Below are 26,409 nucleotides of genomic sequence, written 5' to 3'. Positions count from 1 at the left end.
AACGACTGGGTGGTGCCATGAAGCGAGATCTAGTGATGAAGAGGATTGTCCCCGATCCACCCCTACCCTGCACATCCACCCGCCCCTTCGGCCGCTGCGATGCCGGCCACGAACCGCTGTTCACCGTAAACCCGAACATTTCCGCCGAGGACGCCTTGGTTCATGTAGCTCTGTATCTGCGAGGCGCCTACGAAACGGGCTCGAAAGCCCTCGAGTACCTGCGCGAAGGAGGCCGTGGCATGTATTGGTCGAGCCTGCATTCCATTGAATTGGCGGAGGGATTGGTGGAGGCGATTCTCGATGGTATCGAGTCGATACCAACCACCCGTCCTCCACAGGCATAGCGCCCTGTTCAAGGCCGACGCAGTACCTGTGGGAGCGGGTTCACCCGCGAACACCGGCGCAGCCGGTGCCATCCACTGCGGTGTCTTCTTCGCGGGTAAACCCGCTCCCACAGGGATAGCGCTGTATTCAAGACTGGTGAAGTACCTGTAGGAGCGGGCGCGCCCGCGAACACCGGCGTAGCCGGTGCCATGCACCGCGGTGCTTGCTTCGCGGGCATGCCCGCTCCCACAGGGATGGCACTGCACTTAAGATCGGTGCAGTGCCTGTGGGAGTGAACTCAAGGAAGCAGAATTGTGGAACCCACAGTCCGCCGAGCCGACAGCTCCGCCTGTGCCTTGGCCGCCTCACTCAGCGGGTACCGCTGTTGGATATCCACAACCAGTTTACCACTGCCGATCATCGCAAACAGGTCATCGGCCATGGCCTGGGTATTCTCGGCATTGTTGGCATAGGTCGCCAACGTCGGACGGGTCACATACAGCGACCCTTTCTGCGCCAGAATCCCCAGGTTCACCCCGCTCACCGCCCCCGAGGCATTGCCAAAGCTCACCATCAACCCGCGCGGCTGCAGGCAGTCCAGCGAGGTCAGCCAGGTGTCGGCACCCACACCGTCATACACCACCGGGCATTTCTTGCCGTCGGTCAGCTCCAGCACCCGCTTGGCCACGTCTTCACGGCTGTAATCGATGGTCGCCCACGCCCCCAGCGCCTTGGCCCGCTTGGCCTTCTCGGCAGAGCTCACGGTCCCGATCAGCTTGGCGCCCAAGGCCTTGGCCCACTGGCACGCCAACGAACCCACGCCGCCAGCTGCTGCGTGGAACAGGATCACGTCACCTGCCTTCACCTCATAGGTCTGCTTCAGCAGGTACTGCACGGTCAAACCCTTGAGCATCACCGCCGCTGCCTGCTCGAAGCTGATGTTGTCGGGCAGCTTCACCAAGTTGGCTTCCGGCAGCGTATGCACCTCGCTATACGCGCCCAACGGGCCGCCGGCATGGGCCACGCGGTCACCCACTTTCAGCCGGGTCACACCCTCGCCCACGGCCTCGACCACGCCAGCCGCTTCAGTGCCCAGCCCTGAAGGCAGGGATGGCGGTGCATACAGACCGCTGCGGAAGTAGGTATCGATGAAGTTCAGGCCGATCGCATGGTTACGTACACGCACCTGCTGTGGCCCTGGCGGGGCTGGTTCGAATTCCACAAACTGCAGCACTTCCGGGCCGCCATGCTGGCTGAACTGGATACGCTTGGCCATCTCGCACTCCTGTCGTATGGGTCGGGAAAGACCTTCTATCGGACGCCTTTGCTTGATCGCCGTCAACTGCGGCGCGCGGGCTGGGGGTGGTATGCTACGCGGCGAATTCTTCCCTGCCCGTTCCTGGTGACCCGATGACTAGCCGCACCGAGGCCGTGAAAGCCTACCTGCTCGACCTGCAAGACCGCATCTGCTCTGCCCTCGAAGCTGAAGACGGCGGCGCCCGCTTCGTCGAGGACGCATGGGTGCGCGAAGCCGGTGGCGGGGGCCGCACGCGGGTGATCGGCGATGGCAAGGTGATCGAGAAAGGGGGGGTCAACTTCTCCCACGTGTTCGGCGCCGGTCTGCCGCCGTCGGCCAGTGCCCACCGCCCCGAGCTGGCGGGCCGTGGCTTCGAGGCCTTGGGCGTGTCGCTGGTGATCCACCCGCACAACCCGCATGTGCCCACCTCCCACGCCAACGTGCGCTTCTTCATCGCCGAAAAGGAAGGTGAAGAGGCTGTCTGGTGGTTCGGCGGCGGCTTCGACCTGACTCCGTACTACGGCAATGAAGAAGACTGCATCCACTGGCACCGTGTGGCCGAGCAGGCCTGCGCGCCGTTCGGCGCCGACGTGTACCCGCGCTACAAGGCCTGGTGCGACCGCTACTTCCACCTCAAGCACCGTGGCGAGCCACGCGGCATTGGTGGGTTGTTCTTCGATGACCTGAACGAGTGGGACTTCGACACCTGCTTCGCCTTCATCCGCGCCATTGGCGACGCCTACGTCAACGCCTACCTGCCGATCGTCCAGCGCCGCAAGGGCACGCCCTACACCCCGCAGCAGCGTGAGTTCCAGGAATACCGCCGTGGCCGCTACGTGGAGTTCAACCTGGTCTACGACCGTGGCACCTTGTTCGGCCTGCAGTCCGGCGGCCGCACCGAGTCCATCCTCATGTCGCTGCCGCCGCAGGTGCGCTGGGGCTACGACTGGAAGGCCGCGCCCGGCAGCGAAGAAGCACGCCTGACCGAGTACTTCCTGCAGGACCGCGACTGGCTCGGCCAGTAAGCCTGTGGATAACCTAGGAGCCGTCATGGACCAGTACGTCGTTTTTGGTAACCCCATCGGCCACAGCAAGTCGCCGCTGATCCATCGCCTGTTCGCCGAACAGACCGGCCAGGACCTTGAATACGCCACCCTGCTGGCGCCGCTGGACGAGTTCAGCGACTGCGCGCGCGGCTTCTTCAAGCAAGGCCGCGGCGGCAACGTCACCGTGCCGTTCAAGGAAGAGGCCTACCGCCTGTGCGACAGCCTGACCCCGCGTGCCCGGCGCGCTGGCGCAGTGAACACGCTGAGCAAGCTGGCCGATGGCAGCCTGCAGGGCGACAACACCGATGGCGCTGGCCTGGTGCGCGACCTGACGGTGAATGCCGGGGTCGAGCTGGCAGGCAAACGCATTCTGATCCTGGGTGCTGGTGGCGCGGTGCGTGGCGTGCTGGAGCCGATCCTGGCGCACAAGCCGCAGTCGTTGGTGATTGCCAACCGTACCGTGGAAAAGGCCGAGCAACTGGCGCGTGAGTTCGATGAGCTGGGGCCGGTGGTAGCCAGCGGATTTGCCTGGTTGCAGGAACCGGTGGATGTGATCATCAATGCCACCTCGGCGAGCCTGGCCGGTGAGTTGCCGCCGATCGCCGACAGCCTGGTCGAGGCGGGGCGCACGGTTTGCTACGACATGATGTATGGCAAGGAGCCTACGCCGTTTTGCCAGTGGGCCGAGAAGCTGGGGGCGGCCAAGGTGCTGGATGGGCTGGGGATGCTGGCTGAGCAGGCGGCTGAGGCGTTCTTTATCTGGCGTGGGGTGCGGCCGGATACGGCGCCAGTGTTGGCTGAGTTGCGCCGGCAGCTGGCTCGCGGCTGAGATTGTCGGGGACCGCTTTGCGGTCCCATCGCAGGCAAGCCAGCTCCTACAGGGACAGCGCCGGCCTCAGGCCTTCTGATATCCCTGTAGGAGCTGGCTTGCCTGCGATGGGCTGCAAAGCAGCCCCCATATCTCAGCCTCACTCCTCAAACCGGATTGGGCACAACTCCACCCCTTCCAGCTTCTGCAACTCCTCGATCACCTGCGGCCTGGCCCGGTGCAGGGTCAGACTCCCCCCTGCCCGCCGCAACCGCCGCGCCTCGCGGTGCAACATATCCACACCCGAGTAATCGATGAAGTTCACCTGCCGCGCATCGATAACAACATGCGGCCCCTGGCAGCGCTGCAAGCGCACCTGCAGGTAATGCGCCGCGCCAAAGAAGATCGACCCGCCCACCCGCAGCACATCTGCTTCCCCTTCACGGCTCTGCTGCACCCGTGGCCGCGAGGTGCGCTTCAGATAGAAGAACAGCGACGCCAGCACTCCGGCATAGATCGCCGTCTGCAGCTCCAGCAACAAGGTCGCTGCCGCCGTCAGCGCCATTACCAGAAACTCCGAGCGGCTGACCCGGAACAGCGCACGAATCCCCCGGTGGTCCACCAACCCCCAGCAGATCAGCAGGATGCTGCCGGCCATGGCCGGAATCGGCAGGTGCGCGATCAGCCCAGCTCCGGCAACGGCGAACACGGCCACCCACAGCGCCGAGAATACCCCGGCCATGGGCGAGCGGGCGCCGGCGTCGTAGCTCAGCCCGGAACGGGTGAAGGAGCCGGAAGACAGGTAACCGGAGAAAAATGCACCAACGATGTTCGACAGGCCTTGTGCGCGTATTTCCTGGTCTGCGTCGATCAACTGCTCCGAACGTGCCGACAATGAGCGGGCAATTGACAGGCTGGTGACCAGCCCGAGCATGCCCACTGCCACAGCGCTGGGCAGCAGGCGCAGGATCAGTTCCACATCCAGCAACGGCAGCGGGCTGAAGGGTGGTAGCTGGCCGGTGAATGCCGGCACACGCGGCACATGGCCAAAGAACCCGGGCAGCAGCCAGGCCAGCAGGCTTACCAAAATCAGGCTTATCAACAGGCTGGGCCAGCGCGGGCGCCAGAGCTTGAAGCCTACGCCGATCACCACTGTGGCCAGGCCCAGAATCAAGGAAGGCAGGTCGACCTCGCCGGCATGGCTGGCCAGGTCCTGCACGGTCTTCAGCGCCGTGGCCTGGCTTGGCAGGTCCATGCCCAGCAGGTTGGGCAACTGGCCCAGGGCAATGACGACAGCGGCGCCCAGGGTGAAGCCGAGCACCACGGAATGGGAGACGAAATTGACCAGTGCGCCGAAGCGCAAAAGCCCCAGCAGTAACTGAAAGATGCCGCCGAGGAACGTCAGCAGCAGCACCAGGGTGACATAGTCGGCGCTGCCGGCAACGGCCAGCGGGCTGATGCTGGCGTAGAGGACGATGGAGATGGCAGCGGTCGGGCCGCAGATCAGGTGCCAGGAAGAGCCCCACAGGCAGGCGATCAGCACTGGCGCGATGGCGGCGTACAGCCCGTATTCGGCCGGCAGGCCGGCGATCAGGGCATAGGCGATGGATTGCGGCAGGGCGAGGATTGCACCGCTCAGGCCCACCAGCAGGTCCTGGCGCAGGCTGCGGCCCGATTGGCGGGGGAGCCATGAGAGGAAGGGCAGCAGGTGAGTGAGGCGATGCATGGGTTATCCACATTCCTTACTGTTTCGCCAACCCTGTGGGAGCGGGCATGCCCGCTCCCACAGGGATAGAGGTTTTGCTTGTGAGGTTACAGTTTGGCTTTGACGGCCTCCAGCGCATTGCCATCGGCCTTGGTCGTCACCCCGGCCAACCACCCTTCCAGCAACTCGGGGTGCGCCTTCAACCAAGCCTTGGCCGCATCATCGAAGCTGATCTTCTTGTCCACAACTTCGGCCATGATGGTGTTTTCCATGTCCAGCGTGAACTTCAGGTTACCCAGCAGCTTGGCCGCATTCGGGCAGGCTTGTGGATAACCCTTACGGGTCAGGGTATACACCTCGCCCTTGCTGCCAAACCACTTCTCCCCGCCGCTCAGGTAATGCATCTTCAGCTTCACGTTCATCGGGTGCGGGGTCCAGCCGAGGAAGGTGATGAACTGTTGTTTCTTCACCGCCCGGTCGACCTGTGCCAGCATCGCCTGCTCGCTGGACTCCACCAGTTTCCACTGGCCGAGGTTGAACTCATTCTTGTCGATGATTTCCTTCAACGACAGGTTGGCCGGTGCCCCGGAACCGATCCCGTACAGCTTCTTGTCGAACTGGTCGGCGTGTTTCTGCAAGTCGGCGAAATCCTTCACCCCGGCATTCCACACATAGTCGGGCACTGCCAAGGTGAACTCGGTTCCTTCCAGGTTGCGCGAAAGCTGTTGCACATCGCCATTGGCGATGAACTTGTCATGAAAGCCCTGCTGCGCCGGCATCCAGTTGCCGAGGAAGGCATCGACGCGGCCATCCTTGAGGCCGCCGTAGATGATCGGCACGGCCAGGCTGTCGATTTTCACCTGGTAACCCAGGCTTTCCAGAAGCAGGCGGGCCAAGGCGTTGGTCGTTGCGATGTCGCTCCAGCCGGGGTCGGCCATCTTCACGGTGGTGCATTGCGCGTCGCTGTCGGCGGCGTGGGCCGTGGCGGTACCCAGGCTCAGGGCCAGGGCGAACACGGCGGCGGAGAACTTGTGCATGGCGGCCTCTCTTCTCAATCCAGGGGGGCGGGCTGTGGATAACGTGCCTTGCGCTCGAGGTCGTCGAGATCGATGTGGTTGCGCATGTACTGTTGGCTGGCGTCCACCAGCGGTTGGTGGTCCCAGCTTTTCAGCTTGCCGACGGCCAGCGCCTCGGCCACCAGGCGGCGGCGCCGCTGGCTGGCAAGAACCTGCTGGCGCAGGCTGGGAATATCCCAACGCTGCTGTGCTTCATCGACAAATGCCTGCAGCAGCGCCTGGTGTTCCGGGCTGCGGGTGAGGTTCTCCCGCTCGTGCGGGTCGCGGCTCAGGTCATAGAGTAGGCATGGGTCGTCTTCGCTGTACACGAACTTGTACGGCCCCCGGCGGATCATCATCAGCGGGCCGACGGTGCCTTCGGCCATGTATTCGCCGATCACTTCGTCATGGCCGCCCTGCCCTTGCAGGTGGCCGACCAGCGAGCGGCCATCCAGGTGCAGGTGGTTATCCACAGCGCCGCCAGCCAGCTCGACCAGAGTCGGCAGTAGGTCGCAGGTAGACACCGAGGCGCTGACCCGAGCTGGTGCGAAGCGCTTCGGCGCGTGCACCAGCAGAGGCACCCGCGCCGACATCTCGAACCAGTGCATCTTGTACCAGAGGCCGCGCTCGCCGAGCATGTCACCGTGGTCGCCGGAGAACACGATCAGGGTGTCGTCAGCCAGGTTGCATTCCTCCAGGGTCTGCAGCAGCAGGCCGATGTTGTCGTCGATATAGCTGCAGGCGCCGAAGTAGGCACGGCGGGCGTCACGGATCTTGTCCACAGGCAGCGGCTTGTTCCACAGGTCGTAGACCTTCAGCAGGCGTTGCGAGTGCGGGTCGAGTTCTGCCTGGTCGAATTCGGCGCGGGGCATGGGGATATCCACACCCTCGTAGCGATCCCAATAGCGCCGGGGGATGGTGTAGGGGTCGTGCGGGTGGGTCATCGACACGGTCAGGCAGAACGGCCGGCCATCGTTTTCGCGTACATGGTCGTACAGGTACTGACGCGCCTTGAACACCACTTCCTCGTCGAAATCCAGCTGGTTGGTGCGCACGCACGGGCCGGCCTGCAGTACCGAGGACATGTTGTGATACCAGGTCGGGCGCACGTCGGGCTCATCCCAGTTCACCGCCCAGCCGTAGTCGGCCGGGTAGATATCGCTGGTCAGGCGTTCTTCGTAGCCATGCAGTTGGTCCGGCCCGCAGAAGTGCATCTTGCCCGACAGCGCGGTGCGGTAACCCAGACGGCGCAGGTAATGGGAATAGGTCGGTACATCGGCAGGGAAGTCGGCGGCGTTGTCGTAGGCGCCGATGCGACTGGGCAACTGGCCGCTGACCAGGGTGAAGCGCGACGGCGCGCACAACGGGCTGTTGCAGTAAGCCGAGTCGAACACCACCGCCTGTTCGGCAAGGCGGCTCAGGTGCGGCATCTGGATCGGCGAAGAGACGTAGATCGGCAGCAAGGGCGCGGCCATCTGGTCGGCCATGATGAACAGGATATTCGGGCGCGTCATGGTGGCTTCCATCGTTGAGGGTTATGCGAACTGCTTGCCTATCAAGATGCGACTGTGGATAACATGGGTAAAGCCCATGGCGGGCAATGACGGGGATTAGCCCTGCTTATGTTTGACCACCTTGCCAAATTGTCGCTGGATACACTGCGCGTGTTCGAGGCTGCCGCACGGTTGCGTGGTTTTACCGCTGCGGCACTGGAGCTGGGCACCACGCAGCCGGCGGTGAGCCAGCAAGTCAAACGGCTGGAGGCACAGCTGGGCACGCGGTTGTTCGACCGCATTTACCGGGGTATCGAGCTGACCGAGGCCGGCCAGGTGCTGTTCGAACAGGTGCACCAGGGCCTGCAGGCCATGGAGTACGGCATTGCCCAGGCCAGTGGGCGCGGCCAGAGGGAAGTGCTGCAGGTGGCTACCGACTTCGCCTTTGCGGCGTTCTGGCTGATGCCACGGCTGCAGCGTTTTCACGAGGCTTATCCACAGGTGGACGTGAGCCTGGTGACCGGTGAGCGCAGCCAGGGCATGTTGCGACCGGACATCGATGTGGCGGTGCTGTTTGGCGACGGGCGTTTTCACCAGGGCGAGAGCCGCTGGCTATTCGATGAGGAGGTTTTCCCGGTATGCAGCCCCCGGCTGATTCATGGCAAACCCTTGTCAGCCGTGGCTTTGCAACGATTGCCCTTGCTGCACTTGAAGGGCGAGCAGGCTAGCCGTTGGTTTGACTGGGCGGGGGTGTTTCGCGGGTTTGGTGTGGCCAGCCCGCCGCCGGCCGGGCAGCTGCGGTTTGATAACTATACGTTGCTGATCCAGGCGGCGATTGCCGGGCAAGGGGTGGCGATTGGCTGGGGGCATCTGGTGGATGGGCTGGTGGAGCAAGGGTTGCTATGCCGGCCGTTGGAGGGGAGTTTGCGCTCGGCGCGCGGGTATTACGCGGTGCTGCCACCACGCAAGCGGCGTGGGGCTTTGATCGAGCGGTTTGTGGATTGGCTGGAGCAAGAGCGTAGGCTTTGAGATTTGGGGCCGCTTTGCGGCCCATCGCGACACAAGGCCGCTCCTACAAAGGCCGGCCCGTGTAGGAGCGGCCTTGTGTCGCGATGGGCTGCACAGCAGCCCCGGCAATCTAGACCACGAAGTTCAGATGCTCGCCCCGGTGCAAATCCAGCTCCAGCATATCCACCATCCCTGCCGCGACCCTGGCCAGGTGCCGCAACGGCTCGGCCAACCCCGGTTCCAGCGTGCCTTCGGTGCTGCGAAAATGCTCCATCCCCAACCCGGCCAGTTCCTGTGGGGCATTGATCAGCGTCCAGTGCAACGCACTGCGCTGTAACCCGTCCACCACCTGGTCCACACACTCCCGCTCCGCCTCGCTGTACTTGCCCGGCTCATCCAGCACATCGAAATCGCCCACCAGCAACAGCCGGCGTATAGTCGTACGCTTCAGCCCCGCCACCAGCGCCTCGCTCATGCGGGCTTGCCTGGGCAGATCGCCCGGCGCCAGCGTCGACAACAGGGCAATTACTGCCGACCCGCCTGCCGCGCCCTGCTCCGCCTGGTCGGCATCGCCAAGCCCGCCTATCTTGAAATGCAGGCCGGGGCGCGGCGCGTGGCGGTTGAGGTCGTCGACCACGGCGGTGACTTCGTGCTGGCGCGACAGCAGCTCTACCATCAGGGCGTTGCCCAAGCTGCTTTCAGGCCCGAACAAGACCAGTTTGAACACTGGGGTTTCGGCGTTTTTCACTGCATCACTCCCTTTGCAGGTGGTGATGTTTGGACCGCAATCAGGAGTTATCGTGCAGAGGATCAAGGGTTACCACGCCCACGTTTACTACGACGCAGCGACCATGGACCAGGCCCGTGAGCTGTGTGAGGAAGCGGCGCGGCTGTTTCCCGTGACCATGGGGCGCATGCACCAGAAACCGGTGGGGCCGCACCCGGACTGGAGCTGCCAGCTGGCCTTCGAGCCGGAGTTTGTGGGGGTGGTGCTGCCGTGGTTGGCACTGTATCGGAAGGGGTTGGTGGTGTTCATGCACCCGCTGACCGGGGATGAACTGGCGGACCACCGTGACCATGCTATCTGGATGGGGGCTGTGCGGCCGCTGGATCTCTCGATTTTCGGGGGATAGGCCTCTATAGCCTGTGCTGGCCTCTTCGCGGGCAAGCCCGCTCCTACAGGTCCTCCACAGCTTTCAGCATCTGTGTTGTCCCTGTGGGAGCGGGCGTGCCCGCGAAGCAGGCGACGCGGTTCAGCGGCGGGCGCCGCGTACCCCTTCAGCCAGCGCCGAGCACAGGCTCAATACATCGTTGACTGCCTGCTCGGCACTCTTGGCCTGGGCAATCTTGTCGACCAGCGCCGAGCCCACCACTACGCCGTCCGACAGGCGGGCAATGGCCGCAGCCTGCTCCGGCGTACGAATGCCGAAACCTACGCTGATTGGCAGATCGGTATGCCGACGCAGGCGGGCAATGGCTTCGGTCACGTGCTCGGTGGTCGCCGAGCCGGCGCCGGTCACACCGGCCACCGACACGTAGTAGACGAACCCGGAGCTGCGCTCCAGTACGCGCGGCAGGCGCGCGTCGTCGGTGGTCGGGGTAGTCAGGCGGATGAAGTCGATACCCGCTGCCTGGGCCGGGGTTGCCAGTTCGGCGTCGTGCTCTGGCGGCAGGTCGACGATGATCAGGCCATCTACACCCGCTTGCTTGGCTTCGGCCACGAACTTTTCCACGCCAAAGCGGTGGATCGGGTTGTAGTAGCCCATCAACACGATCGGTGTGGTCTGGTTATCCACACGGAATTCGCGAACCATCTGCAGGGTCTTGGCCAGGGTCTGGCCGGCTTCCAGGGCACGGAGGGTGGCCAGCTGGATGGCCACGCCGTCGGCCATCGGGTCGGTGAACGGCATGCCCAGTTCGATCACGTCGGCACCGGCTGCCGGCAGGCCCTTGAGGATCTGCAGCGAGGCGTCATAGCCCGGGTCGCCCGCGGTGACAAAGGTGACCAGTGCCGAGCGGCCTTCGGCCTTCAGCTCGGCGAAGCGTTTTTCAAGACGGCTCATGCCTGTTTCTCCTGGGCGGCCATGTGGTTCATGACGGTTTGCATGTCTTTGTCGCCGCGGCCCGACAGGCACACGACCATCAGGTGGTCCTTGGGCAGCTTCGGTGCGCGCTTGATCGCCTCGGCCAAGGCGTGGGAGCTTTCCAGGGCCGGGATGATGCCTTCCAGGCGGCAGGTGGCGTGGAATGCATCCAGCGCTTCGTCGTCGGTGATGCTGACGTACTCGACACGCTTCACTTCGTGCAGGTAGGCGTGCTCCGGGCCGATGCCCGGGTAGTCCAGGCCGGCGGAAATCGAGTGGGCGTCGGTGATCTGACCGTCTTCGTCCTGCAGCAGGTAGGTGCGGTTGCCGTGCAGTACGCCCGGTACGCCGCCGTTCAGGCTGGCGGCGTGCTTGTCGGTGTGCACGCCGTGGCCACCGGCTTCGACGCCGATGATCTGCACGCTTGGCTCTTCGAGAAACTCATGGAACAGGCCCATGGCGTTGGAGCCACCACCGACGCAGGCAACCAGGCTGTCTGGCAGACGGCCTTCCTTCTCTTGCAGCTGGGCGCGGGTTTCCTTGCCGATGATCGACTGGAAGTCGCGGACCATGGCCGGGTACGGGTGCGGGCCGGCCACGGTGCCGATCAGGTAGAAGGTGTCTTCGACGTTGGTGACCCAGTCGCGCAGGGCCTCGTTCATGGCGTCCTTCAGGGTGCCGGTGCCGGCAGTGACCGGGACGATTTCGGCGCCAAGCAGCTTCATGCGGAACACGTTGGCCTGCTGGCGCTCGATGTCGGTGGCGCCCATGTAGATCACGCAAGGCAGGCCGAAGCGGGCGGCGACGGTGGCGGTGGCCACGCCGTGCATGCCGGCGCCGGTTTCTGCGATCAGGCGCTTCTTGCCCATGCGCTTGGCCAGCAGCACCTGGCCGATGCAGTTGTTCACCTTGTGCGCGCCGGTGTGGTTGAGCTCTTCACGCTTGAAGAAGATCTTGGCGCCGCCGCAGTGCTCGGTCAGGCGCTCGGCGAAGTACAGCGGGTTGGGGCGGCCGATGTAGTCGCGCTGGAAGTAGGCCAGCTCTTCGAGGAACTTGGGGTCTGCCTTGGCCGCTTCGTATTCGCGGGCCAGGTCCAGCACCAGTGGCATCAGGGTTTCGGCCACGTAGCGGCCGCCGAACGAGCCGAACAGGCCATTGGCGTCGGGGCCGGGGCGGTATTGGGACTGGGTCATGGGGGCGCTCCAGGGCGTAATGAATGAGTGATGGGCTTTACTCTAACCACGGCAAGCCCAGCTGAAAACCGATAAGATTGCGCAAACTTGTCAGAAAAACTCACAGGTAAAATGGCCCACGATCTCCCTCCCCTCAACGCCCTGCGGGCTTTCGAGGCTACCGCACGGCTCAACAGCGTCAGCCAGGCGGCCGAAGCGCTGCACGTCACCCATGGCGCCGTCAGCCGGCAGATCAAGGTACTTGAAGAGCACTTGGGCGTAGCGCTGTTCGTGAAGGACGGGCGTGGCATCAAACTCACAGATGCCGGCGTACGTCTGCGCGATGCAAGTGGCGAAGCTTTCGATCGCCTGCGCAGCGTGTGCGCCGAGCTCAGCCACAACGTCAGCGAGGCGCCGTTCGTGCTGGGCTGCTCGGGCAGCCTGCTGGCGCGCTGGTTCATCCCGCGATTGGGGCGGCTGCAGGCGGATTTACCTGAACTGCGTCTGCACCTTTCGGCCGGTGAAGGCGACCTGGACCCACGGCGGCCAGGGTTGGATGCGCTGCTGGTTTACGCCGAGCCGCCGTGGCCGACGGACATGCAGGTGCATGTACTGGCCGAGGAGCGCATCGGGCCGGTGCTCAGCCCGCATTTCGCCGGTTTCGAGCGCTTGCATGGCGCGCCGGCCAAGGCCTTGCTGGGCGAAGCCTTGCTGCACACCACCTCGCGCCCGCAGGCTTGGCCGACCTGGGCGCTGGAACAGGGTTTGGAGCCGACGGCCCTCCACTATGGCCAGGCCTTCGAGCACCTGTATTACCTGCTGGAAGCTGCCGTGGCCGGGCTGGGTGTGGCGATTGCGCCGCAGCCGCTGGTCGCTGACGACCTGCGAGCTGGCCGTTTGAGTGCGCCGTGGGGCTTTTCACCTACCCCTGCCGCATTGGCGCTGTGGGTGCCCAGGCGCGCCGCGGACGGGCGCGCCGAGCAGTTGGCGCAGTGGCTAAGGGCGGAACTGGCGCGACAGGGCGCTTAGTTGCGTTTGCACATCAGGTACGCCGCCAGCAAGCCTAGCGCGCCAATGGCAACGCCGGCAGTTGTGTACGGGTGTTCCTGGGCATAGTCGCGGGTGGCGATGCCGGTCTGGCGGGTGCGGTGCTTCACTTCCTCGTAGGCATCGCTCAACAGGTGGCGCGAATGACGCAGGGCACTCTCGGCGTTGCTGCGGATTGCCTTCACCGATTTCTGGGACTCCTCCGACGCATCATGCTTGAGGTTTTCCAGGCTTTTCAGAAGGCTCTCGATCTCCGCTTCCATGCTTTCCAGGGACGTTCTACGCAGCGAATTGCGGTGCATGTTGACTCTCCTTTGCAGTATGGACTGTAAGGATTGCGACCTTGGGCCCGCAGGAAAGTGCGATCGAACTTTCGCCAATGGTGACCGCTCGCAGGTAAACCAGGCCTGCGCTGCTAGGCTCAATCTCACCATCATCCGAGGAGAGCGCTCATGACCGATCATCACACCTACAAGAAGATCGAACTGGTGGGGTCTTCGACCACCAGCATCGAAGAGGCGATCAACAATGCTCTGGCCGAAGCCGGCAAGAGCATCAAGCACCTGGAGTGGTTCGAAGTGATAGATACCCGTGGCCATATCCGTGACAACAAGGCGGCGCACTTCCAGGTCACGCTGAAGGTCGGCTTCCGTATCGCCAATAGCTGAAACACTGCCGGGCTGGATGAGCCTGGCATGATGGGGTATTTAGGGGGGGGGCGCCTTGGCGGGCGCCCTTTCTGATTTCATCTGCACAAGGAAAGCGAGTGATGAACAAACTGATTCTGGCGCTGGGCCTGATGACCCTGGCCGGTGGTGCGCTGGCGGCGGGCAAGCCGTGCGAGGAACTCAAGGCAGAGATTGCGGCCAAGCTGGATGCCAAGGGTGTTACCGGCTACAAGCTGGAGATCGTCGACAAGGGCGACCCGGCCGGCAAGGTGATTGGCAGCTGCGAGGCTGGTACCAAGGAGATTGTGTACCGGCGCGGTTAACAGGTTGGGTTCTTCGCGGGTAAACCCGCTCCCACAGGGATATCACAGGGCCTGAGAGCGACGCTGTACCTGTGGGAGCGGGTTTACCCGCGAAGAAGATCACGCGGCGTTGAGAGCCTGCGCCATCAGTTCATAGGACCGAATCCGGTCCGCATGCTCATACAAATCACAGGTGAAGATCAGCTCATCCGCCTCGGTCTGCTCCAGCAGCACCTCCACCTTGGCACGCACCTTCTGCGGGCTGCCGATCATCGCCAGGCCGAGGAAGCTACCCACCGCGTCCCGTTCATGGGGCAGCCACAGCCCATCCATGCTTTCCACAGGCGGCTTCTGCATCAGGCTCTGCCCACGAATCAGCGCGAGGATGCGCTGGTACACCGAAGTGGCCAGGTACTCGGCCTTTTCGTCGGTTTCCGCCACCACCATGGGGATGCCCAGCATCACATACGGCTTGTCCAATGTGGTCGAGGGCTTGAAGTGGTTGCGGTACACGCGGATCGCCTCGTGCACGTAGCGCGGCGCAAAGTGCGAGGCGAAGGCGTAGGGCATGCCGCGCATGCCCGCCAGTTGAGCGCTGAACAGGCTAGAGCCGAGGAGCCACATCGGCACCTCGGTATCGTGCCCTGGCACGGCGATCACTTTTTGATCATCGGTACGCGGGCCGAGGTAGCGTGACAGTTCCTCGACATCGTCCGGGAAGTCATCCGGGCCGCCGGCGCGGTCGCGGCGCAGGGCGTAGGCGGTCATCTGGTCGGAACCCGGTGCGCGGCCCAACCCCAGGTCGATGCGCCCCGGGTACAGGCTGGCCAGGGTGCCGAACTGCTCGGCGATCACCAGCGGCGCATGATTGGGCAGCATGACCCCGCCAGAGCCCACGCGAATGCTCGAGGTCCCCCCGGCCAGGTAGCCGATCAGCACCGAAGTCGCCGAGCTGGCGATGCCGTCCATGTTGTGGTGCTCGGCTACCCAGAAGCGGTTGTAGCCAAAGCGCTCGACATGCTGCGCCAGGTCCAGCGAGTTGCGCAGCGACTGCGCCGGGCCGGCGTCGGCGCGTACCGGCACCAGGTCGAGGGTGGAAATCTTCAGGTCACGCAGCTGCGTCATGGAGCCTCCGCAAAGGTGTTTGGCCACAGGCCTTTTCAACTCTGTATGGGCAGATTCGACGGATTCAATGCTTGCCGTGCGATTGCTCTGAACTTGCCGTAGGCGGCTGACCTCTGAAGCCATAAGCATGTAACCCGAGACCAGGAGGCATCATGAAAAAGACAGCATCGGCGATCTGGCAAGGTGGCCTGAAGGACGGTAAAGGCCTGCTTTCTACCGAAAGTGGCGCGCTCAAGCAGAACCCCTACGGCTTCAACACCCGTTTCGAGGGCTCGCCCGGTACCAACCCGGAGGAGCTGATTGGTGCGGCGCATGCCGGCTGTTTCTCGATGGCGCTGTCGATGATGTTGGGCGAAGCGGGGTTCACCCCGGACAGGATCGACACCGCTGCCGAAGTGACACTCGACAAGCAAGCTGATGGCTTTGCCATTACCGCAGTGCATCTGGTGCTCAGGGCCAAGGTGCCTGGGGCGAGTGAAGCGCAGTTCTTGCAGATCGCCGACAAGGCCAAGGCCGGGTGCCCTGTGTCCAAGGTGTTGAACGCGAAGATCAGCCTGGATGCAGCGCTGGTGGGATGAAGCCGTGCAATGAGGGCGGTTTGCTGTAGTCTAAACAGCGTCGGCAGCACGCTGCCCTTTCAGGAGCCGTTTCATGATTCGCGTAGCAATCGCCGTGTTGGCTTCCCTGGTCGCCACATCTGCGCTGGCGGCGGTCAAGCCGTGCGAGGAACTCAAAGCCGAGATCGAGGCCAAGATCCAGGCCCAGGGGGTTTCGTCCTATACCCTGGAGATCGTGCCCAACAGCGAGGTCAAGGACCAGAACATGGTCGTCGGGACCTGCGATGGCGGGACCAAGAAGATCATTTATCAGAAGAATGATCGGTAGATTCCAGAGCCTGGGGTTGCGAAGCAGCCCCATATCAAGGAATGCAGAACACCTCGCTAGGCTCGTTCACCACCACCTTGCGGCTGCCGTCATACAGTAGCACTTGCGGCTCCATTACCGGCGCCCGTGCCTCCAGGCGATAGCGCTCACCGGCCTTGAAGTTGTCAAAGCGCACAGTCAGGTAGCAGGTACGATCCCGGGGCTGGGTCATGAGGCCGCCCCCGTAGATCTCGTAATCGAAGCGCACTACCAGTTCGTGCTTGCCCGGCGTCACCTGGAAGTAACGGCCATCTTCCAGGCGCTTGCCGTCGAGGCGGTCGGCCATGATCACCCTGCCGGGAGTCATGGTGTACAGATCGACCCAGGCCTGCTTGGGGTCGACGGGCGGCAAGGGGCTGGCGCATGCCCCCAGTGCACTGAGGGCGATCAGCATCATGGGCTGGCGCATGGCAAGACTCCCACTTGCGACTTATAGGCTACAAGCATAGCGCCGTTTGTGCGTTTCAGGTGCGCTGGCAGCCTGCAGGCGAGCCCTGGCCAACCAGCTTTTGCTGACGGTCATAGAGTTTGATCCAGGGGCGGAAGCCGATGCTGCCAGCCTGCAACTGGTAGCGCTGACCGGCACTGAAATCCTTGAAGGTCAGCTTGACCTGGCAATCCCGCCACAAAGGCTCCTCGACCGGGCCGATATTGCTGGGGGTAACCGGAAACTGGTAGCGCACGGTCAGCTCGTGGCTGCCGGGCTGTACTTCGAAGTAACGGCTATCGGCCCAGTCGCGTTCATCTACCTGCACAGCGTGCAGCGAGGTGTTGTCGTAGGGCGTGAGGTCGACCCAGGCCTGGTTCGGGTCCGGGTCTGGCAAGGTCGAACAGGCGGATATCAGCAGCAATGAGCCGGTGACCAACAGTGCACGCATGGCGAAACGCCCCCTTGGCGAGATAGTCTTGGAGTGAATCGGCCTTGAGCGAGTCAGACAGTTCCGGATGCTTCGACTTATTCTTATGCAGCGCTCAGGCCCTGGGCCACTCGACCTTGTTTTCACCCGTTTGGTTCCCCTGCTGGCGGTGCTCCTGCTGAACGGTTGCAGCAGCGCCGCCTACTATGGGCAGTTGGCCGAGGGCCAGTGGCAGCTGCTACGCGCACGGCAGCCGGTGGAGCAGGTATTGGCCAATCCGGCCACTTCGGCGCAATTGCGCGCGCGCCTGGAACACGCCAGGCAGGCGCGGGTATTTGCCAGCCAGCAGCTGAAGCTGCCGGACAACCGCAGCTACCGGGTGTATGCAGACCTTGGCCGGCCCTACGTGGTGTGGAATGTGTTCGCTACCCCCGAGCTGTCGTTGCAGCCAGTGACGCACTGCTTCCCGATCGCGGGGTGTGTGGCCTATCGCGGTTATTATCAGCAAGGCGCGGCACGTGGGGCGGCGGCGTTGATGCGCCAGGACGGCATGGATGTGTACGTGGGCGGCGTGGAGGCCTATTCGACTCTGGGCTGGTTCGACGACCCTATCCTGTCGTCGATGGTGGGCTGGAGCGACGAGCGCCTGGCCACGCTGATCTTCCATGAACTGGCCCACCAGCGCTTCTATGTGCAGGACGACACCGAGTTCAACGAGTCGTTTGCCTCCTTCGTCGAGCAGGAAGGCACGCGGCAATGGCGTGTGGCGCGGGGCCTGGCTGCCTCTGGCGGGGAGCAGGGGCAGCAGCGTGAGCAATTCATCCGTTTGGTGCTGGCCAGCCGCGAGCGGTTGCAGGCGATTTATGCCGGGCCTCTGGATGATGTGCAAAAGCGGGCGGCCAAGCAGGCGGAGTTCGAGCGGCTTAGGCGGGAATACCGGCAGGTGCGTGATGCCCAGTGGGGTGGTGACAAGCGTTATGACGCCTGGATGTATGGGCCGATGAGCAATGCCAAGTTGCTGCCGTTCGGGCTGTATGACCAGTGGGTACCGGCGTTTGCGGCGGTGTTCCGTGAGGTGGGTGGGGACTGGGAGCGGTTTTATCAGCGGGTCGAGCAACTGGGGCGGTTGCCGATTGAAGAGCGGAAGGTGGCGTTGCAGCGGTTGATGGTGAACCTGTGAGAATTTGGGGCCGCTTTGCGGCCCATCGCGACGCAAGGCCGCTCCCACATAGGTCCTGCTTACGCCGATCGATGTGGGAGCGGCCTTGCGTCGCGATGGGCTGCAAAGCAGCCCCCAGGGCCATCAAGCCTTGAGGAACGCCTGATGCATCTCGGCCAAGGTAGCAAAGTGGTAGGCCGGCTCTTCCGCCATCAGTTCTTCCTGGCTACCAAACCCGTACCCCACCGCCACCGCCTGCAAGCCATTGCTGCGCGCACCGATCAGGTCATGCTTGCGGTCGCCGATCATCAGCGTCTGCGCCGGGTCCAGCCCTTCTTCCTCAAGCAGGTGACGAATCAGTTCGACCTTGTTGGTGCGTGTGCCATCCAGTTCACTGCCATAGATCACCTTGAAGTGGTGGTCGAAGGCGAAGTGTCGGGCGATTTCACGGGCGAACTTCCACGGTTTGGAGGTGGCGATGTACAGCGTGCGACCCTGCCCGCTCAGGGCCTCGAGCAGCTCCGGCACACCTTCGAACACCAGGTTTTCGTACAGGCCGGTGACGCTGAAGCGTTCCCGATAGAAGTTCACCGCATCCCAGGCCTTGGCTTCGTCGAAGCTGTAGAACTGCATGAAGGCCTGCAGCAGGGGTGGGCCGATGAAGTGCTCGAGGCGGGTCAGGTCTGGCTCGTCGATGCCCAGTTTGGCCAGGGCATACTGGATCGAGCGGGTGATGCCCTGGCGCGGGTCGGTCAGGGTGCCGTCCAGGTCGAAGAGGATGTTTTGCTGGTGCATTTGCGGGTTCCACTTTGAATGCTGCGTGGTCTTCTTCGCGGGTAAACCCGCTCCCACAGGGATATCACAGGGCCTGAGGTCGGCGCCGTACCTGTGAGCGGGTTTACCCGCGAATGCGGTCATTCCGGTTGGTCGTAGCCTTCGGCCAGGTGCTGGTCCTTGAGCTTCACGTAGTTACTGGCGCTGTAGGCGAAAAATGCGTGTTCCTGGTCGTTCAGCAACCGGGCCTGCTTCACCGGGCTGCCCATGTACAGGTACCCACTGACCAGGCGCTTGCCCGGCGGCACCAGGCTGCCGGCGCCGATGATCACTTCGTCCTCCACGATGGCACCGTCCATGATAGTGCTGCCCATGCCGACCAGGATGCGGTTGCCCAGGGTGCAGCCATGCAACATGACCTTGTGGCCGATGGTCACTTCGTCACCGATGATCAGCGGGAAACCGTCCGGGTTGAACGGGCCTGCATGGGTAATGTGCAGCACGCTGCCGTCCTGCACGCTGGTACGCGCGCCGATGCGGATGCGGTGCATGTCGCCGCGTATCACAGTCAAAGGCCATACGGAGCTGTCTTCACCGATTTCCACGTCGCCCAGCACTACCGCCGATCGGTCGACGAAGGCCCTGGGCCCAACTTTCGGAGTGTGTTGCTGGAAGCTTCGGATGGCCATGATAGCGTCTCTCATCTGTGCCGATAGGCAGGCTGCCTGCTGCGGTCGGCGTCGATTGTAATTAAGATGGGGCAGTGTTTCTTCTGCCAAGGTATCCAAACCGTGAGTGCGAACAACCCGCTTCTGCAGTCCTACGATCTGCCGCCCTTCTCGCAAATCCGTGCCGAACACGTGTTGCCGGCGATCGAAGCGATCCTGGCCGACAACCGTAAAGCCATTGCCGAGATCCTCGAAAAGCAGGGCAAGAACCCTACCTGGGCTGGCCTGGTGCTGGCCATGGACGAACTGAATGACCGCCTGGGCGCCGCCTGGAGCCCGGTCAGCCACCTCAATGCGGTGTGCAACAGCGCGGAGCTGCGCGAAGCCTACGAGTCTTGCCTGCCGGCGCTTAGCGCCTACTCTACCGAACTGGGCCAGAACCGTGCGCTGTTCGAAGCCTACCAGGCGTTGATCGACAGCCCCGAAGCCGCCGGCTTCGATGTGGCGCAAAAGACTATCCTCAAGCACGCCCTGCGGGACTTCCGCCTGTCGGGTATCGACCTGCCGGCGGATAAACAGCAGCGCTACGCCGAAGTGCAGAGCAAGCTCAGCGAGCTTGGCAGCCGTTTCTCCAACCAGCTGCTCGACGCCACACAGGCCTGGACCAAGCATGTTACCGACGAAGCCGCGCTGGCCGGCCTGACCGATTCGGCCAAGGCGCAGATGGCCGCCGCCGCCCAGGCCAAGGGCCTCGACGGCTGGCTGATCACCCTGGAATTCCCCAGCTACTACGCGGTGATGACCTACGCCAGCGACCGCGCCCTGCGCGAAGAGCTATACGCGGCCTACTGCACCCGCGCCTCGGACCAGGGCCCGAATGCCGGCCAGTTCGACAACGGCCCGGTGATGCAGGAAATCCTTGACCTGCGCCAGGAGCTGGCCGAACTGCTGGGCTACAAGAACTACGCGGAGCTTAGCCTGGCCACCAAGATGGCCGAGTCCAGTGACCAGGTGCTGAGCTTCCTGCGTGACCTGGCCAAGCGGTCCAAGCCGTTCGCCGCCCAGGACCTGGAGCAGCTCAAGGCTTATGCCGCTGAGCAGGGCTGCCCTGAGCTGGCCAGCTGGGACGCCGGGTACTTCGGCGAGAAGCTGCGCGAGCAGCGCTACAGCGTGTCGCAGGAAGCCCTGCGCGCCTACTTCCCGATCGACAAGGTGCTGGGTGGCCTGTTCAGCATCGTGCAGCGCCTTTACGGTATCGAGATTGCCGAGCTCAAGGGCTTCGACAGCTGGCACCCGGATGTGCGCCTGTTCGAGATCAAGGAAAACGGCCAGCACGTCGGCCGCTTCTTCTTCGACCTCTACGCGCGCGCCAACAAGCGTGGCGGCGCCTGGATGGATGGCGCGCGTGACCGTCGCCGCACAGCCGCTGGCCAGTTGCAGAGCCCCGTGGCCAACCTGGTGTGCAACTTCACCCCGGCCGCGCCCGGCAAGCCGGCTCTTTTGACCCACGATGAAGTCACCACCTTGTTCCACGAGTTCGGCCACGGCCTGCACCACATGCTGACCCGCATCGAGCATCCCGGTGTATCCGGCATCAACGGCGTGGCCTGGGACGCGGTCGAACTGCCGAGCCAGTTCATGGAAAACTGGTGCTGGGAGCCGGAAGGCCTCGCACTGATCTCCTCCCACTACGAAACTGGCGCCCCCCTGCCCCAGGACCTGCTGGACAAGATGCTGGCGGCAAAGAACTTCCAGTCGGGCATGATGATGGTGCGCCAGTTGGAGTTCTCGCTGTTCGACTTCGAGCTGCATGCAACCCATGGCGACGGCCGCAGCGTGCTGCAGGTGCTCGAAGGCGTGCGCGACGAGGTGTCCGTCATGCGCCCACCGGCGTACAACCGCTTCCCCAACAGCTTTGCGCACATCTTTGCTGGTGGTTATGCGGCGGGCTACTACAGCTACAAGTGGGCCGAGGTGCTGTCGGCAGACGCCTTCTCGCGCTTTGAGGAAGAAGGCGTGCTGAATGCCGAAACCGGCCGAGCCTTCCGCGAGGCGATCCTGGCACGTGGTGGTTCGCGCGAGCCGATGGAGCTGTTCGTCGACTTCCGTGGCCGTGAGCCCTCCATCGATGCCTTGCTGCGCCATAGTGGCCTGAGCGAGGACGCTGCAGCATGAGCGAGGTAGCCGTGAACAAGACCAAGAAACGCTTCATTGCCGGGGCGGTATGCCCGGCGTGCAGCGAGACCGACAAGCTGATGATGTGGAACGAAGACGGTGTACCGCACCGCGAGTGCGTGGCCTGCGGCTTTACTGACACCCTCAACGAGCAGGGCTTGTCGGTGCCGAAGGAGCTCGGCACCCGGGTCAACCATCTGGAACCGAAAGCCGCGCCGGCCAAGGTACAGACGGTGCAGTTCTTCCCCAACCCGAAGCTGAAGAAACCGGCTGAATAAAGCCGTCGTGCCGCCCGGGTTCGTGCCCGGGCGGGCATGCCCCGGGTGGTAGATAGTCAGGCCACCTGCTGCACGCTGGCCATGCAAGCTCGCCTGCTCTTCTCTACGAGCAAGGTGTTGCACCATGGATAACCCCCTTCTGCAAAATAGCCGTATCCCCGTCGATTATCCGTCGATCACGCTTCAAAACATGCAGTTTGCCTTCGACCACGTGCTGTTGGCGCACGAGCAAGGCATCGAGCGCATCATTCGCGAACAGCAGGAACTGCCAACCTGGGATGACATGGTGCTGGCGGTGGACGGGCTGGATAGTCAGCTGCTGACGGTGTTGTATGCCGCCTCGCCATTGGTTGGTCGGGATCAAGCCTGGGCCGGTGCCATCTTCGACTTCTTCGCCAAGGCCACGGAGCGGTTCGAACAGAAATTCGCCAACTCAGCACTGCAGGCCCTGTATGAGCGCTTGGCCAACAGCGACATCGGCAAGCAGCTGGATGCCCAGCAACGCGCCACGCTGCGCTGGCATCTGCACAAGTTCACCTCCAGTGGTGCATCGCTCGACCCCGCAGGCAAGGTACGCCTGGCCGAACTGCTGAAACGGATTGGCGCTGCGCGCGAGGCGTTTCGCGGCAACATCAACCGGCCAGGGCTGAGCATTACGGATGAGTCCGAACTGAGCGGTGTACCTCAACGCATCCGTGACGAGCTGGCTACCAGGGCACAGGAGGCGGGTGAGCCGGGTTGGTTGATTGCATGTGAAAGCGTGACTACCGACGCCGTGCTCAAGCATGCCGACAACAGGCAGCTGCGTGAGCGCGTATACCGGGCTTACAACACCCGAGGCGTCGGCCTTGGCCAACAGCAGGATAATCGCTCGCACCTGGAGCAACTGGCGAGGCTGCTGGAAGAAAAGGCCCACTTGCTCGGCTTTGCCAGCCATCTGGAGCAGAGCCTGCATTCGAAGAGCGCGGGTTCGGTTGCCCAGGTGCGCGGCTTTCTTCATGACCTTGCCGACCATGTGCGGCCGGCCGTGCTGCAGTGGCGTGCAGATATGCAGCATCAGGCCGCAGCCAAAGGTCTGGGGAATGTCCAGCCCTGGGACATTGCCTATCTGCAGGCCTCGTCGCGCGAGGTGCTTTCCACCGAAGCCTTGCGCGAACACTTCCCGCTGAATGCCGTGGTCAGCGCATTGCAGCAGTTGGCGGAAAAACTGTTTGGCGTAACGCTGCTGGCCAAGCCGCTGGCAACCTGGGATGACAGCGTGCAACCGTTCGAGGTGTGGCAGGACAACGCCTTGATCGGTTTCCTGTACCTGGACGCGGTACAGCATGCCGGCAAGCAACCTGACTCGGTGTTCACCACCTACATTCGCAACCGCCGGGTCGATGCCGAGGGCATCTTCCAGGCGGCCTCGGTGGTGGTCTACAGCGACGTGCCTGCAGCGCTGCCGGGTAGCCAGCCGTTACTGGACCATCTATCACTGCGCAAGCTGTTCCATGAATTTGGCCATGCCTTGCACCATTTGCTGGTGCGCACGACCAACCACGTGATGTCCAACGTCACCGAACTCGGTACCGATGGCGTGGAACTGTTCGGCAAGCTGTTTGAGCGCTGGGTCTGGGACGCGGATTACCTGGTGGCGATCTCTTCGCCACTTCAGGATGGCAGCAAGCTTTCCCGGGCCCGGGTCGATGAATGCCTGCGCCGCTTGCGGCAGCAAGGTGTGGAGGAAACCGCGCGCGACCTGAGCATGGCGCTGTTCGATCTGGACCTGCATGGCACGCCGAACGATGGCCGGTCCCTCGAGCAGCGCCTGGGCGATGCTCGTGAGCGTTGTGGCTACTGGCCCTTGGCCGATTTCGAGCACCCGGCGCATGCCTTCGACCATCTGGTAAACGGCTACGATGCCGGTTATTACGCCTATCTGTGGTCGGACGTGCACGCATTCGACCTGTTCACCCGCTTCGAGGCCCAAGGCCTGCTGGACCGGGCCACAGGCCGGGCGCTGCAGGAAACATTGCTTGCCCCTGGGGCATCGCGACCTTTACGTGACGGCATTGAGGCGTTTCTCGGCCGGCAGTCAAGCCAACTGCCCTTCCTGCAGTGGCATGGCCTGAAGTGAGAGTGGGCTGACCGGAGGTGCTGGAAAGAATCAGGCATGCGCGATACTGTACATGAATACAGTATTCGGGGTAGGCCATGATTCCTCCAGCACCGCAAAAGGGCCGTGGCACGGCGCACAATCCGCACAACCGCTTTGCCCCCAGCCATTCGATGGCGGAGGATGACGGCTGGTATCAGGAGGTGCCGCAAACCCAGGGCACCGAGGTACGGGTAGAGACGGCCAAATCGGTGATCAGCCGCAATACCTCGCCCGACCTGCCCTTCGACCGTTCCATCAACCCATACCGTGGCTGCGAGCACGGTTGCACCTACTGCTATGCCCGCCCTTCCCACGCTTACTGGGACCTTTCCCCCGGCCTGGATTTCGAGACAAAGCTGATTGCCAAGACCAACGCCGCCGAGGTGCTTGCGCAACAATTGAGCAAACCGGGTTACGTGTGCGCGCCGATCAACCTGGGTTCCAATACCGACCCGTACCAGCCGATCGAACGTGAACAACTGCTGACCCGGCGCCTGCTTGAAGTGCTACTGCGTTTTCGCCACCCGGTGACCATCGTCACCAAGGGGTCGCTGGTGCTGCGCGACCTCGACCTGCTGGCCGAGATGGCTCGCCAGCGCCTGGTGCGGGTGATGATCAGCCTGACCACGCTGGACGATGACTTGAAACGGGTGCTGGAACCGCGTGCGGCGTCACCCAAGGCGCGCTTGCGGGCGATCCGCGTGTTGCGCGAGGCGGGAGTGCCGGTGGGCGTGTTGTGTTCGCCGATGATTCCGATGATCAACGACAGTGAACTGGAACGGCTGCTGGAGGCGGCGAGGGAGGCAGGTGCACAGAGCGCAGCCTACATGATGTTGCGCCTGCCGCTGGAAGTGGCACCGTTGTTCGAGCAATGGCTGCAGGACCATTACCCGCAGCGGGCGGCGCATGTATTGAGCCTGATCCGCCAGAGCCGCGGCGGCGAACTGTATGACAGCCGCTTTGGTGCGCGCATGCGCGGTGAAGGCGTGTTTGCCGAATTGCTGGCGCAGCGTTTTGCCAAGGCCATGAATCGGCTGGAGTTCGAAGGGCGAGAAGCGCAGGCGCTGGATTGTTCGGCGTTTTGCCCGCCGGGTGGGCAGATGGCGTTGTTCTGATGCTTGAGCAGAGTACGGTCTTTGTGGGAGCGGGCGCGCCCGCGAACACCGGCACAGCCGGTGCCATGTACCGAGCTGCCTCCTTCGCGGGCACGCCCACTCCCACAGGTTCTGCGCAGGTTCCGGGTGCCCGAATGTGGCGCATTGCCAGCCCTCAATGCAACTAATTCAAGTTGATAATTGCAGTAATGGCTCTTGGCAGTTGATGTTTTTTTGCTATTATCCAATACCCGCCTTTCCTATCTGGAACACCTGTTCTAGAGCCTTCGAATTAAGTTTCAGTTAAGTTTTCCCCGCTAGCGTAGGAAATCAGTCTTCACCGACTGTGATCTATGGCCCGTGCGTGTCATCTAAATCCCTGCATAGCCAGAATCTTTCACCGGTAAAATGGATTTACCTACACACCGTCAAGAGGATGAATCATGCCCGTCAAGGACCCATCCAAGGTCGTACCGCAGGTCCCCGCGGAGAGCGCCGATGCCGCCCTGAAGCACATCGTCGACGGCTTCCTGCGTTTTCACCATGACGTTTTCCCCGAGCAGCAAGAGCTGTTCAAGAAGCTCGCCACCGCGCAAACCCCGCGAGCCATGTTCATCACCTGCGCCGACTCGCGCATCGTTCCCGAGCTGATCACCCAGAGTTCACCTGGCGACCTGTTCGTGACCCGTAACGTCGGTAACGTGGTACCGCCGTATGGCCAGATGAACGGCGGCGTTTCCAGCGCCATCGAATACGCCGTACTGGCGTTGAAAGTGCATCACATCATCGTCTGCGGCCACTCCGACTGCGGCGCCATGCGTGCCGTACTCAACCCGCAATCGCTGACCAAGATGCCGACCGTGTCCGCCTGGTTGCGCCACGCCGAAGTGGCCCGGACCGTGGTCGAGAACAACTGCTCGTGCGGCAGCGAACACGAAACCATGCAGGTGCTGACCAAAGAAAACGTCATCGCCCAGCTGCATCACCTGCGCACCCACCCTTCGGTGGCCTCGCGCCTGGCAGCCGGTGAGCTGTACATCCATGGCTGGGTCTACGACATCGAGACCAGCAAGATCGAAGCCTACGACGCTGCCAGCGATACCTTCCTGCCCTTGGCTGCTGGCGAGCCGGTCCCCTGCGCTACTCCGAGAGGCCGCTACTAAGCGACCCATCCACCCGCTGGAACCTTGATAGCCGGCTGCACCC

Annotated in this window: 29 protein-coding genes; 16 read left to right on the top strand and 13 right to left on the bottom strand. The window is 63.1% G+C overall.

The features are described 5' to 3' along the window. Positions 1 to 35 precede the first annotated feature (35 nt). On the top strand, positions 36 to 344 hold the full coding sequence (locus WM94_RS00455; RefSeq protein ID WP_177342339.1) for a hypothetical protein: 309 nt from the start codon (positions 36 to 38) through the stop codon (positions 342 to 344). A 278-nt stretch (positions 345 to 622) separates the two neighbouring features. Here the strand turns inward: WM94_RS00455 and WM94_RS00450 are convergent, their stop codons facing one another. Continuing rightward, positions 623 to 1,600 carry an NADPH:quinone reductase gene (locus WM94_RS00450; protein ID WP_061550191.1) on the bottom strand — a complete coding sequence of 326 codons (978 nt, stop codon included), beginning with the start codon at positions 1,598 to 1,600 and terminating at the stop codon, positions 623 to 625. Positions 1,601 to 1,734: 134 nt separating this feature from the next. On the opposite strand from WM94_RS00450, the gene hemF reads away from it, so the two are divergent. Both hemF and aroE read left to right on the top strand, forming a co-directional pair. Continuing rightward, the gene (hemF, locus tag WM94_RS00445; protein WP_013970271.1) at positions 1,735 to 2,646 is read left to right on the top strand and encodes an oxygen-dependent coproporphyrinogen oxidase; all 912 of its coding nucleotides are present in this window, start codon (positions 1,735 to 1,737) and stop codon (positions 2,644 to 2,646) included. 25 nt (positions 2,647 to 2,671) lie between these two features. Then, positions 2,672 to 3,496, top strand: a complete 825-nt coding sequence (aroE, locus tag WM94_RS00440; RefSeq protein ID WP_013970272.1) for a shikimate dehydrogenase — start codon at positions 2,672 to 2,674, stop codon at positions 3,494 to 3,496. A gap of 139 nt (positions 3,497 to 3,635) precedes the next feature. On the opposite strand, the gene WM94_RS00435 is transcribed toward aroE, so the two are convergent. From WM94_RS00435 to betC, 3 genes are all read right to left on the bottom strand, one after another. Continuing rightward, positions 3,636 to 5,201 (bottom strand): SulP family inorganic anion transporter, encoded by a 1,566-nt coding sequence (locus tag WM94_RS00435; RefSeq protein WP_061550190.1) that lies wholly within the window; start codon positions 5,199 to 5,201, stop codon positions 3,636 to 3,638. A gap of 86 nt (positions 5,202 to 5,287) precedes the next feature. Then, a complete protein-coding gene (choX, locus tag WM94_RS00430) occupies positions 5,288 to 6,217 on the bottom strand; it encodes a choline ABC transporter substrate-binding protein (protein WP_013970274.1) in 930 nt (309 codons plus the stop codon). A 14-nt stretch (positions 6,218 to 6,231) separates the two neighbouring features. Next, complete coding sequence (gene betC, locus WM94_RS00425) at positions 6,232 to 7,749, bottom strand: choline-sulfatase (RefSeq protein ID WP_061550189.1); 1,518 nt, start codon at positions 7,747 to 7,749, stop codon at positions 6,232 to 6,234. A gap of 108 nt (positions 7,750 to 7,857) precedes the next feature. On the opposite strand from betC, the gene WM94_RS00420 reads away from it, so the two are divergent. After that, positions 7,858 to 8,757, top strand: coding sequence for a LysR family transcriptional regulator (locus tag WM94_RS00420; protein ID WP_061550188.1), 900 nt, complete (start codon positions 7,858 to 7,860; stop codon positions 8,755 to 8,757). A 109-nt stretch (positions 8,758 to 8,866) separates the two neighbouring features. Here WM94_RS00420 and WM94_RS00415 read toward each other — a convergent pair whose 3' ends face one another. Next, entirely contained in the window at positions 8,867 to 9,484 is a 618-nt protein-coding gene (locus WM94_RS00415; protein ID WP_061550187.1) for an NAD(P)-dependent oxidoreductase, read from the bottom strand. A 52-nt stretch (positions 9,485 to 9,536) separates the two neighbouring features. Between WM94_RS00415 and WM94_RS00410 the strand changes: the two genes are divergently transcribed. After that, positions 9,537 to 9,869, top strand: coding sequence for a DOPA 4,5-dioxygenase family protein (locus tag WM94_RS00410; RefSeq protein WP_013970278.1), 333 nt, complete (start codon positions 9,537 to 9,539; stop codon positions 9,867 to 9,869). A gap of 120 nt (positions 9,870 to 9,989) precedes the next feature. Here WM94_RS00410 and trpA read toward each other — a convergent pair whose 3' ends face one another. Next, complete coding sequence (trpA, locus tag WM94_RS00405) at positions 9,990 to 10,799, bottom strand: tryptophan synthase subunit alpha (RefSeq protein ID WP_013970279.1); 810 nt, start codon at positions 10,797 to 10,799, stop codon at positions 9,990 to 9,992. Beyond that, on the bottom strand, positions 10,796 to 12,013 hold the full coding sequence (gene trpB, locus WM94_RS00400; RefSeq protein ID WP_015268451.1) for a tryptophan synthase subunit beta: 1,218 nt from the start codon (positions 12,011 to 12,013) through the stop codon (positions 10,796 to 10,798). The genes trpA and trpB overlap by 4 nt, the downstream gene beginning before the upstream one ends. Positions 12,014 to 12,124: 111 nt before the next feature. Here trpB and WM94_RS00395 point away from each other — a divergent pair, with 111 nt between their 5' ends. Next, positions 12,125 to 13,021: a LysR family transcriptional regulator gene (locus WM94_RS00395; RefSeq protein ID WP_061550186.1), complete on the top strand. Its 897-nt coding sequence runs from the start codon at positions 12,125 to 12,127 to the stop codon at positions 13,019 to 13,021. Here WM94_RS00395 and WM94_RS00390 read toward each other — a convergent pair. Beyond that, positions 13,018 to 13,341: a YqjD family protein gene (locus tag WM94_RS00390; protein WP_003261039.1), complete on the bottom strand. Its 324-nt coding sequence runs from the start codon at positions 13,339 to 13,341 to the stop codon at positions 13,018 to 13,020. The genes WM94_RS00395 and WM94_RS00390 overlap by 4 nt on opposite strands. A gap of 150 nt (positions 13,342 to 13,491) precedes the next feature. Between WM94_RS00390 and WM94_RS00385 the strand changes: the two genes are divergently transcribed. Together WM94_RS00385 and WM94_RS00380 are read left to right on the top strand one after the other, a co-directional pair. Then, positions 13,492 to 13,707 carry a dodecin gene (locus WM94_RS00385; protein WP_013970282.1) on the top strand — a complete coding sequence of 72 codons (216 nt, stop codon included), beginning with the start codon at positions 13,492 to 13,494 and terminating at the stop codon, positions 13,705 to 13,707. A 101-nt stretch (positions 13,708 to 13,808) separates the two neighbouring features. Next, a complete protein-coding gene (locus WM94_RS00380) occupies positions 13,809 to 14,030 on the top strand; it encodes a DUF1161 domain-containing protein (RefSeq protein WP_003261041.1) in 222 nt (73 codons plus the stop codon). A 99-nt stretch (positions 14,031 to 14,129) separates the two neighbouring features. Here the strand turns inward: WM94_RS00380 and WM94_RS00375 are convergent, their stop codons facing one another. Next, positions 14,130 to 15,134 carry an LLM class flavin-dependent oxidoreductase gene (locus WM94_RS00375; RefSeq protein WP_061550185.1) on the bottom strand — a complete coding sequence of 335 codons (1,005 nt, stop codon included), beginning with the start codon at positions 15,132 to 15,134 and terminating at the stop codon, positions 14,130 to 14,132. A gap of 152 nt (positions 15,135 to 15,286) precedes the next feature. Here WM94_RS00375 and WM94_RS00370 point away from each other — a divergent pair, with 152 nt between their 5' ends. Both WM94_RS00370 and WM94_RS00365 read left to right on the top strand, forming a co-directional pair. Then, on the top strand, positions 15,287 to 15,712 hold the full coding sequence (locus WM94_RS00370; protein WP_013970285.1) for an OsmC family protein: 426 nt from the start codon (positions 15,287 to 15,289) through the stop codon (positions 15,710 to 15,712). Positions 15,713 to 15,785: 73 nt separating this feature from the next. Then, positions 15,786 to 16,019 carry a DUF1161 domain-containing protein gene (locus WM94_RS00365; protein WP_020191563.1) on the top strand — a complete coding sequence of 78 codons (234 nt, stop codon included), beginning with the start codon at positions 15,786 to 15,788 and terminating at the stop codon, positions 16,017 to 16,019. Between the two features lie 34 nt (positions 16,020 to 16,053). On the opposite strand, the gene WM94_RS00360 is transcribed toward WM94_RS00365, so the two are convergent. Further along, positions 16,054 to 16,467 (bottom strand): hypothetical protein, encoded by a 414-nt coding sequence (locus WM94_RS00360; protein ID WP_013970286.1) that lies wholly within the window; start codon positions 16,465 to 16,467, stop codon positions 16,054 to 16,056. A gap of 55 nt (positions 16,468 to 16,522) precedes the next feature. Next, the gene (locus tag WM94_RS00355; RefSeq protein ID WP_061550184.1) at positions 16,523 to 16,936 is read right to left on the bottom strand and encodes a hypothetical protein; all 414 of its coding nucleotides are present in this window, start codon (positions 16,934 to 16,936) and stop codon (positions 16,523 to 16,525) included. 85 nt (positions 16,937 to 17,021) lie between these two features. On the opposite strand from WM94_RS00355, the gene WM94_RS00350 reads away from it, so the two are divergent. Beyond that, positions 17,022 to 18,095: an aminopeptidase gene (locus WM94_RS00350; RefSeq protein ID WP_061550183.1), complete on the top strand. Its 1,074-nt coding sequence runs from the start codon at positions 17,022 to 17,024 to the stop codon at positions 18,093 to 18,095. 123 nt (positions 18,096 to 18,218) lie between these two features. On the opposite strand, the gene WM94_RS00345 is transcribed toward WM94_RS00350, so the two are convergent. Together WM94_RS00345 and WM94_RS00340 are read right to left on the bottom strand one after the other, a co-directional pair. Continuing rightward, positions 18,219 to 18,869 carry an HAD family hydrolase gene (locus tag WM94_RS00345; RefSeq protein ID WP_061550182.1) on the bottom strand — a complete coding sequence of 217 codons (651 nt, stop codon included), beginning with the start codon at positions 18,867 to 18,869 and terminating at the stop codon, positions 18,219 to 18,221. 119 nt (positions 18,870 to 18,988) lie between these two features. Then, positions 18,989 to 19,537, bottom strand: a complete 549-nt coding sequence (locus WM94_RS00340) for a gamma carbonic anhydrase family protein (protein WP_003261048.1) — start codon at positions 19,535 to 19,537, stop codon at positions 18,989 to 18,991. 102 nt (positions 19,538 to 19,639) lie between these two features. On the opposite strand from WM94_RS00340, the gene prlC reads away from it, so the two are divergent. The 5 genes from prlC (at position 19,640) to WM94_RS00315 (ending at position 26,366) form a co-directional block, all read left to right on the top strand. Beyond that, the gene (gene prlC, locus WM94_RS00335; RefSeq protein WP_249351837.1) at positions 19,640 to 21,691 is read left to right on the top strand and encodes an oligopeptidase A; all 2,052 of its coding nucleotides are present in this window, start codon (positions 19,640 to 19,642) and stop codon (positions 21,689 to 21,691) included. After that, a complete protein-coding gene (locus WM94_RS00330) occupies positions 21,688 to 21,969 on the top strand; it encodes a YheV family putative zinc ribbon protein (RefSeq protein ID WP_013970292.1) in 282 nt (93 codons plus the stop codon). The genes prlC and WM94_RS00330 overlap by 4 nt, the downstream gene beginning before the upstream one ends. Before the next feature lie 124 nt (positions 21,970 to 22,093). Next, the gene (locus WM94_RS00325; protein ID WP_061550180.1) at positions 22,094 to 24,088 is read left to right on the top strand and encodes a M3 family metallopeptidase; all 1,995 of its coding nucleotides are present in this window, start codon (positions 22,094 to 22,096) and stop codon (positions 24,086 to 24,088) included. Positions 24,089 to 24,165: 77 nt separating this feature from the next. Further along, positions 24,166 to 25,224: a PA0069 family radical SAM protein gene (locus WM94_RS00320; RefSeq protein ID WP_061550179.1), complete on the top strand. Its 1,059-nt coding sequence runs from the start codon at positions 24,166 to 24,168 to the stop codon at positions 25,222 to 25,224. Between the two features lie 422 nt (positions 25,225 to 25,646). Further along, positions 25,647 to 26,366: a carbonic anhydrase gene (locus tag WM94_RS00315; RefSeq protein ID WP_013970295.1), complete on the top strand. Its 720-nt coding sequence runs from the start codon at positions 25,647 to 25,649 to the stop codon at positions 26,364 to 26,366. Positions 26,367 to 26,409: the final 43 nt, after the last annotated feature.

The sequence above is a fragment of the Pseudomonas sp. ABFPK genome, assembly GCF_001586765.1.
GTDB lineage: Bacteria > Pseudomonadota > Gammaproteobacteria > Pseudomonadales > Pseudomonadaceae > Aquipseudomonas > Aquipseudomonas asiatica.
Note: the sequence above shows the minus strand (reverse complement) of the source record. Positions and strands in the feature narration are given on the sequence as shown.

Excerpts from the sequence above, each read along its gene's own strand:
- WM94_RS00420 (WP_061550188.1), top strand. The coding sequence starts at position 7,858 with ATGTTTGACCACCTTGCCAAATTGTCGCTGGATACACTGCGCGTGTTC.
- trpA (WP_013970279.1), bottom strand. The coding sequence starts at position 10,799 with ATGAGCCGTCTTGAAAAACGCTTCGCCGAGCTGAAGGCCGAAGGCCGC.
- WM94_RS00330 (WP_013970292.1), top strand. The coding sequence starts at position 21,688 with ATGAGCGAGGTAGCCGTGAACAAGACCAAGAAACGCTTCATTGCCGGG.
- WM94_RS00455 (WP_177342339.1), top strand. The coding sequence starts at position 36 with ATGAAGAGGATTGTCCCCGATCCACCCCTACCCTGCACATCCACCCGC.
- choX (WP_013970274.1), bottom strand. The coding sequence starts at position 6,217 with ATGCACAAGTTCTCCGCCGCCGTGTTCGCCCTGGCCCTGAGCCTGGGT.
- WM94_RS00385 (WP_013970282.1), top strand. The coding sequence starts at position 13,492 with ATGACCGATCATCACACCTACAAGAAGATCGAACTGGTGGGGTCTTCG.
- WM94_RS00350 (WP_061550183.1), top strand. The coding sequence starts at position 17,022 with ATGCAGCGCTCAGGCCCTGGGCCACTCGACCTTGTTTTCACCCGTTTG.
- WM94_RS00365 (WP_020191563.1), top strand. The coding sequence starts at position 15,786 with ATGATTCGCGTAGCAATCGCCGTGTTGGCTTCCCTGGTCGCCACATCT.
- WM94_RS00340 (WP_003261048.1), bottom strand. The coding sequence starts at position 19,537 with ATGGCCATCCGAAGCTTCCAGCAACACACTCCGAAAGTTGGGCCCAGG.
- WM94_RS00380 (WP_003261041.1), top strand. The coding sequence starts at position 13,809 with ATGAACAAACTGATTCTGGCGCTGGGCCTGATGACCCTGGCCGGTGGT.
- WM94_RS00325 (WP_061550180.1), top strand. The coding sequence starts at position 22,094 with ATGGATAACCCCCTTCTGCAAAATAGCCGTATCCCCGTCGATTATCCG.
- betC (WP_061550189.1), bottom strand. The coding sequence starts at position 7,749 with ATGACGCGCCCGAATATCCTGTTCATCATGGCCGACCAGATGGCCGCG.
- WM94_RS00395 (WP_061550186.1), top strand. The coding sequence starts at position 12,125 with ATGGCCCACGATCTCCCTCCCCTCAACGCCCTGCGGGCTTTCGAGGCT.
- WM94_RS00315 (WP_013970295.1), top strand. The coding sequence starts at position 25,647 with ATGCCCGTCAAGGACCCATCCAAGGTCGTACCGCAGGTCCCCGCGGAG.
- aroE (WP_013970272.1), top strand. The coding sequence starts at position 2,672 with ATGGACCAGTACGTCGTTTTTGGTAACCCCATCGGCCACAGCAAGTCG.
- trpB (WP_015268451.1), bottom strand. The coding sequence starts at position 12,013 with ATGACCCAGTCCCAATACCGCCCCGGCCCCGACGCCAATGGCCTGTTC.
- WM94_RS00450 (WP_061550191.1), bottom strand. The coding sequence starts at position 1,600 with ATGGCCAAGCGTATCCAGTTCAGCCAGCATGGCGGCCCGGAAGTGCTG.
- WM94_RS00435 (WP_061550190.1), bottom strand. The coding sequence starts at position 5,201 with ATGCATCGCCTCACTCACCTGCTGCCCTTCCTCTCATGGCTCCCCCGC.
- WM94_RS00360 (WP_013970286.1), bottom strand. The coding sequence starts at position 16,467 with ATGCGCCAGCCCATGATGCTGATCGCCCTCAGTGCACTGGGGGCATGC.
- WM94_RS00320 (WP_061550179.1), top strand. The coding sequence starts at position 24,166 with ATGATTCCTCCAGCACCGCAAAAGGGCCGTGGCACGGCGCACAATCCG.
- hemF (WP_013970271.1), top strand. The coding sequence starts at position 1,735 with ATGACTAGCCGCACCGAGGCCGTGAAAGCCTACCTGCTCGACCTGCAA.
- WM94_RS00355 (WP_061550184.1), bottom strand. The coding sequence starts at position 16,936 with ATGCGTGCACTGTTGGTCACCGGCTCATTGCTGCTGATATCCGCCTGT.
- WM94_RS00345 (WP_061550182.1), bottom strand. The coding sequence starts at position 18,869 with ATGCACCAGCAAAACATCCTCTTCGACCTGGACGGCACCCTGACCGAC.
- WM94_RS00370 (WP_013970285.1), top strand. The coding sequence starts at position 15,287 with ATGAAAAAGACAGCATCGGCGATCTGGCAAGGTGGCCTGAAGGACGGT.
- WM94_RS00390 (WP_003261039.1), bottom strand. The coding sequence starts at position 13,341 with ATGCACCGCAATTCGCTGCGTAGAACGTCCCTGGAAAGCATGGAAGCG.
- WM94_RS00375 (WP_061550185.1), bottom strand. The coding sequence starts at position 15,134 with ATGACGCAGCTGCGTGACCTGAAGATTTCCACCCTCGACCTGGTGCCG.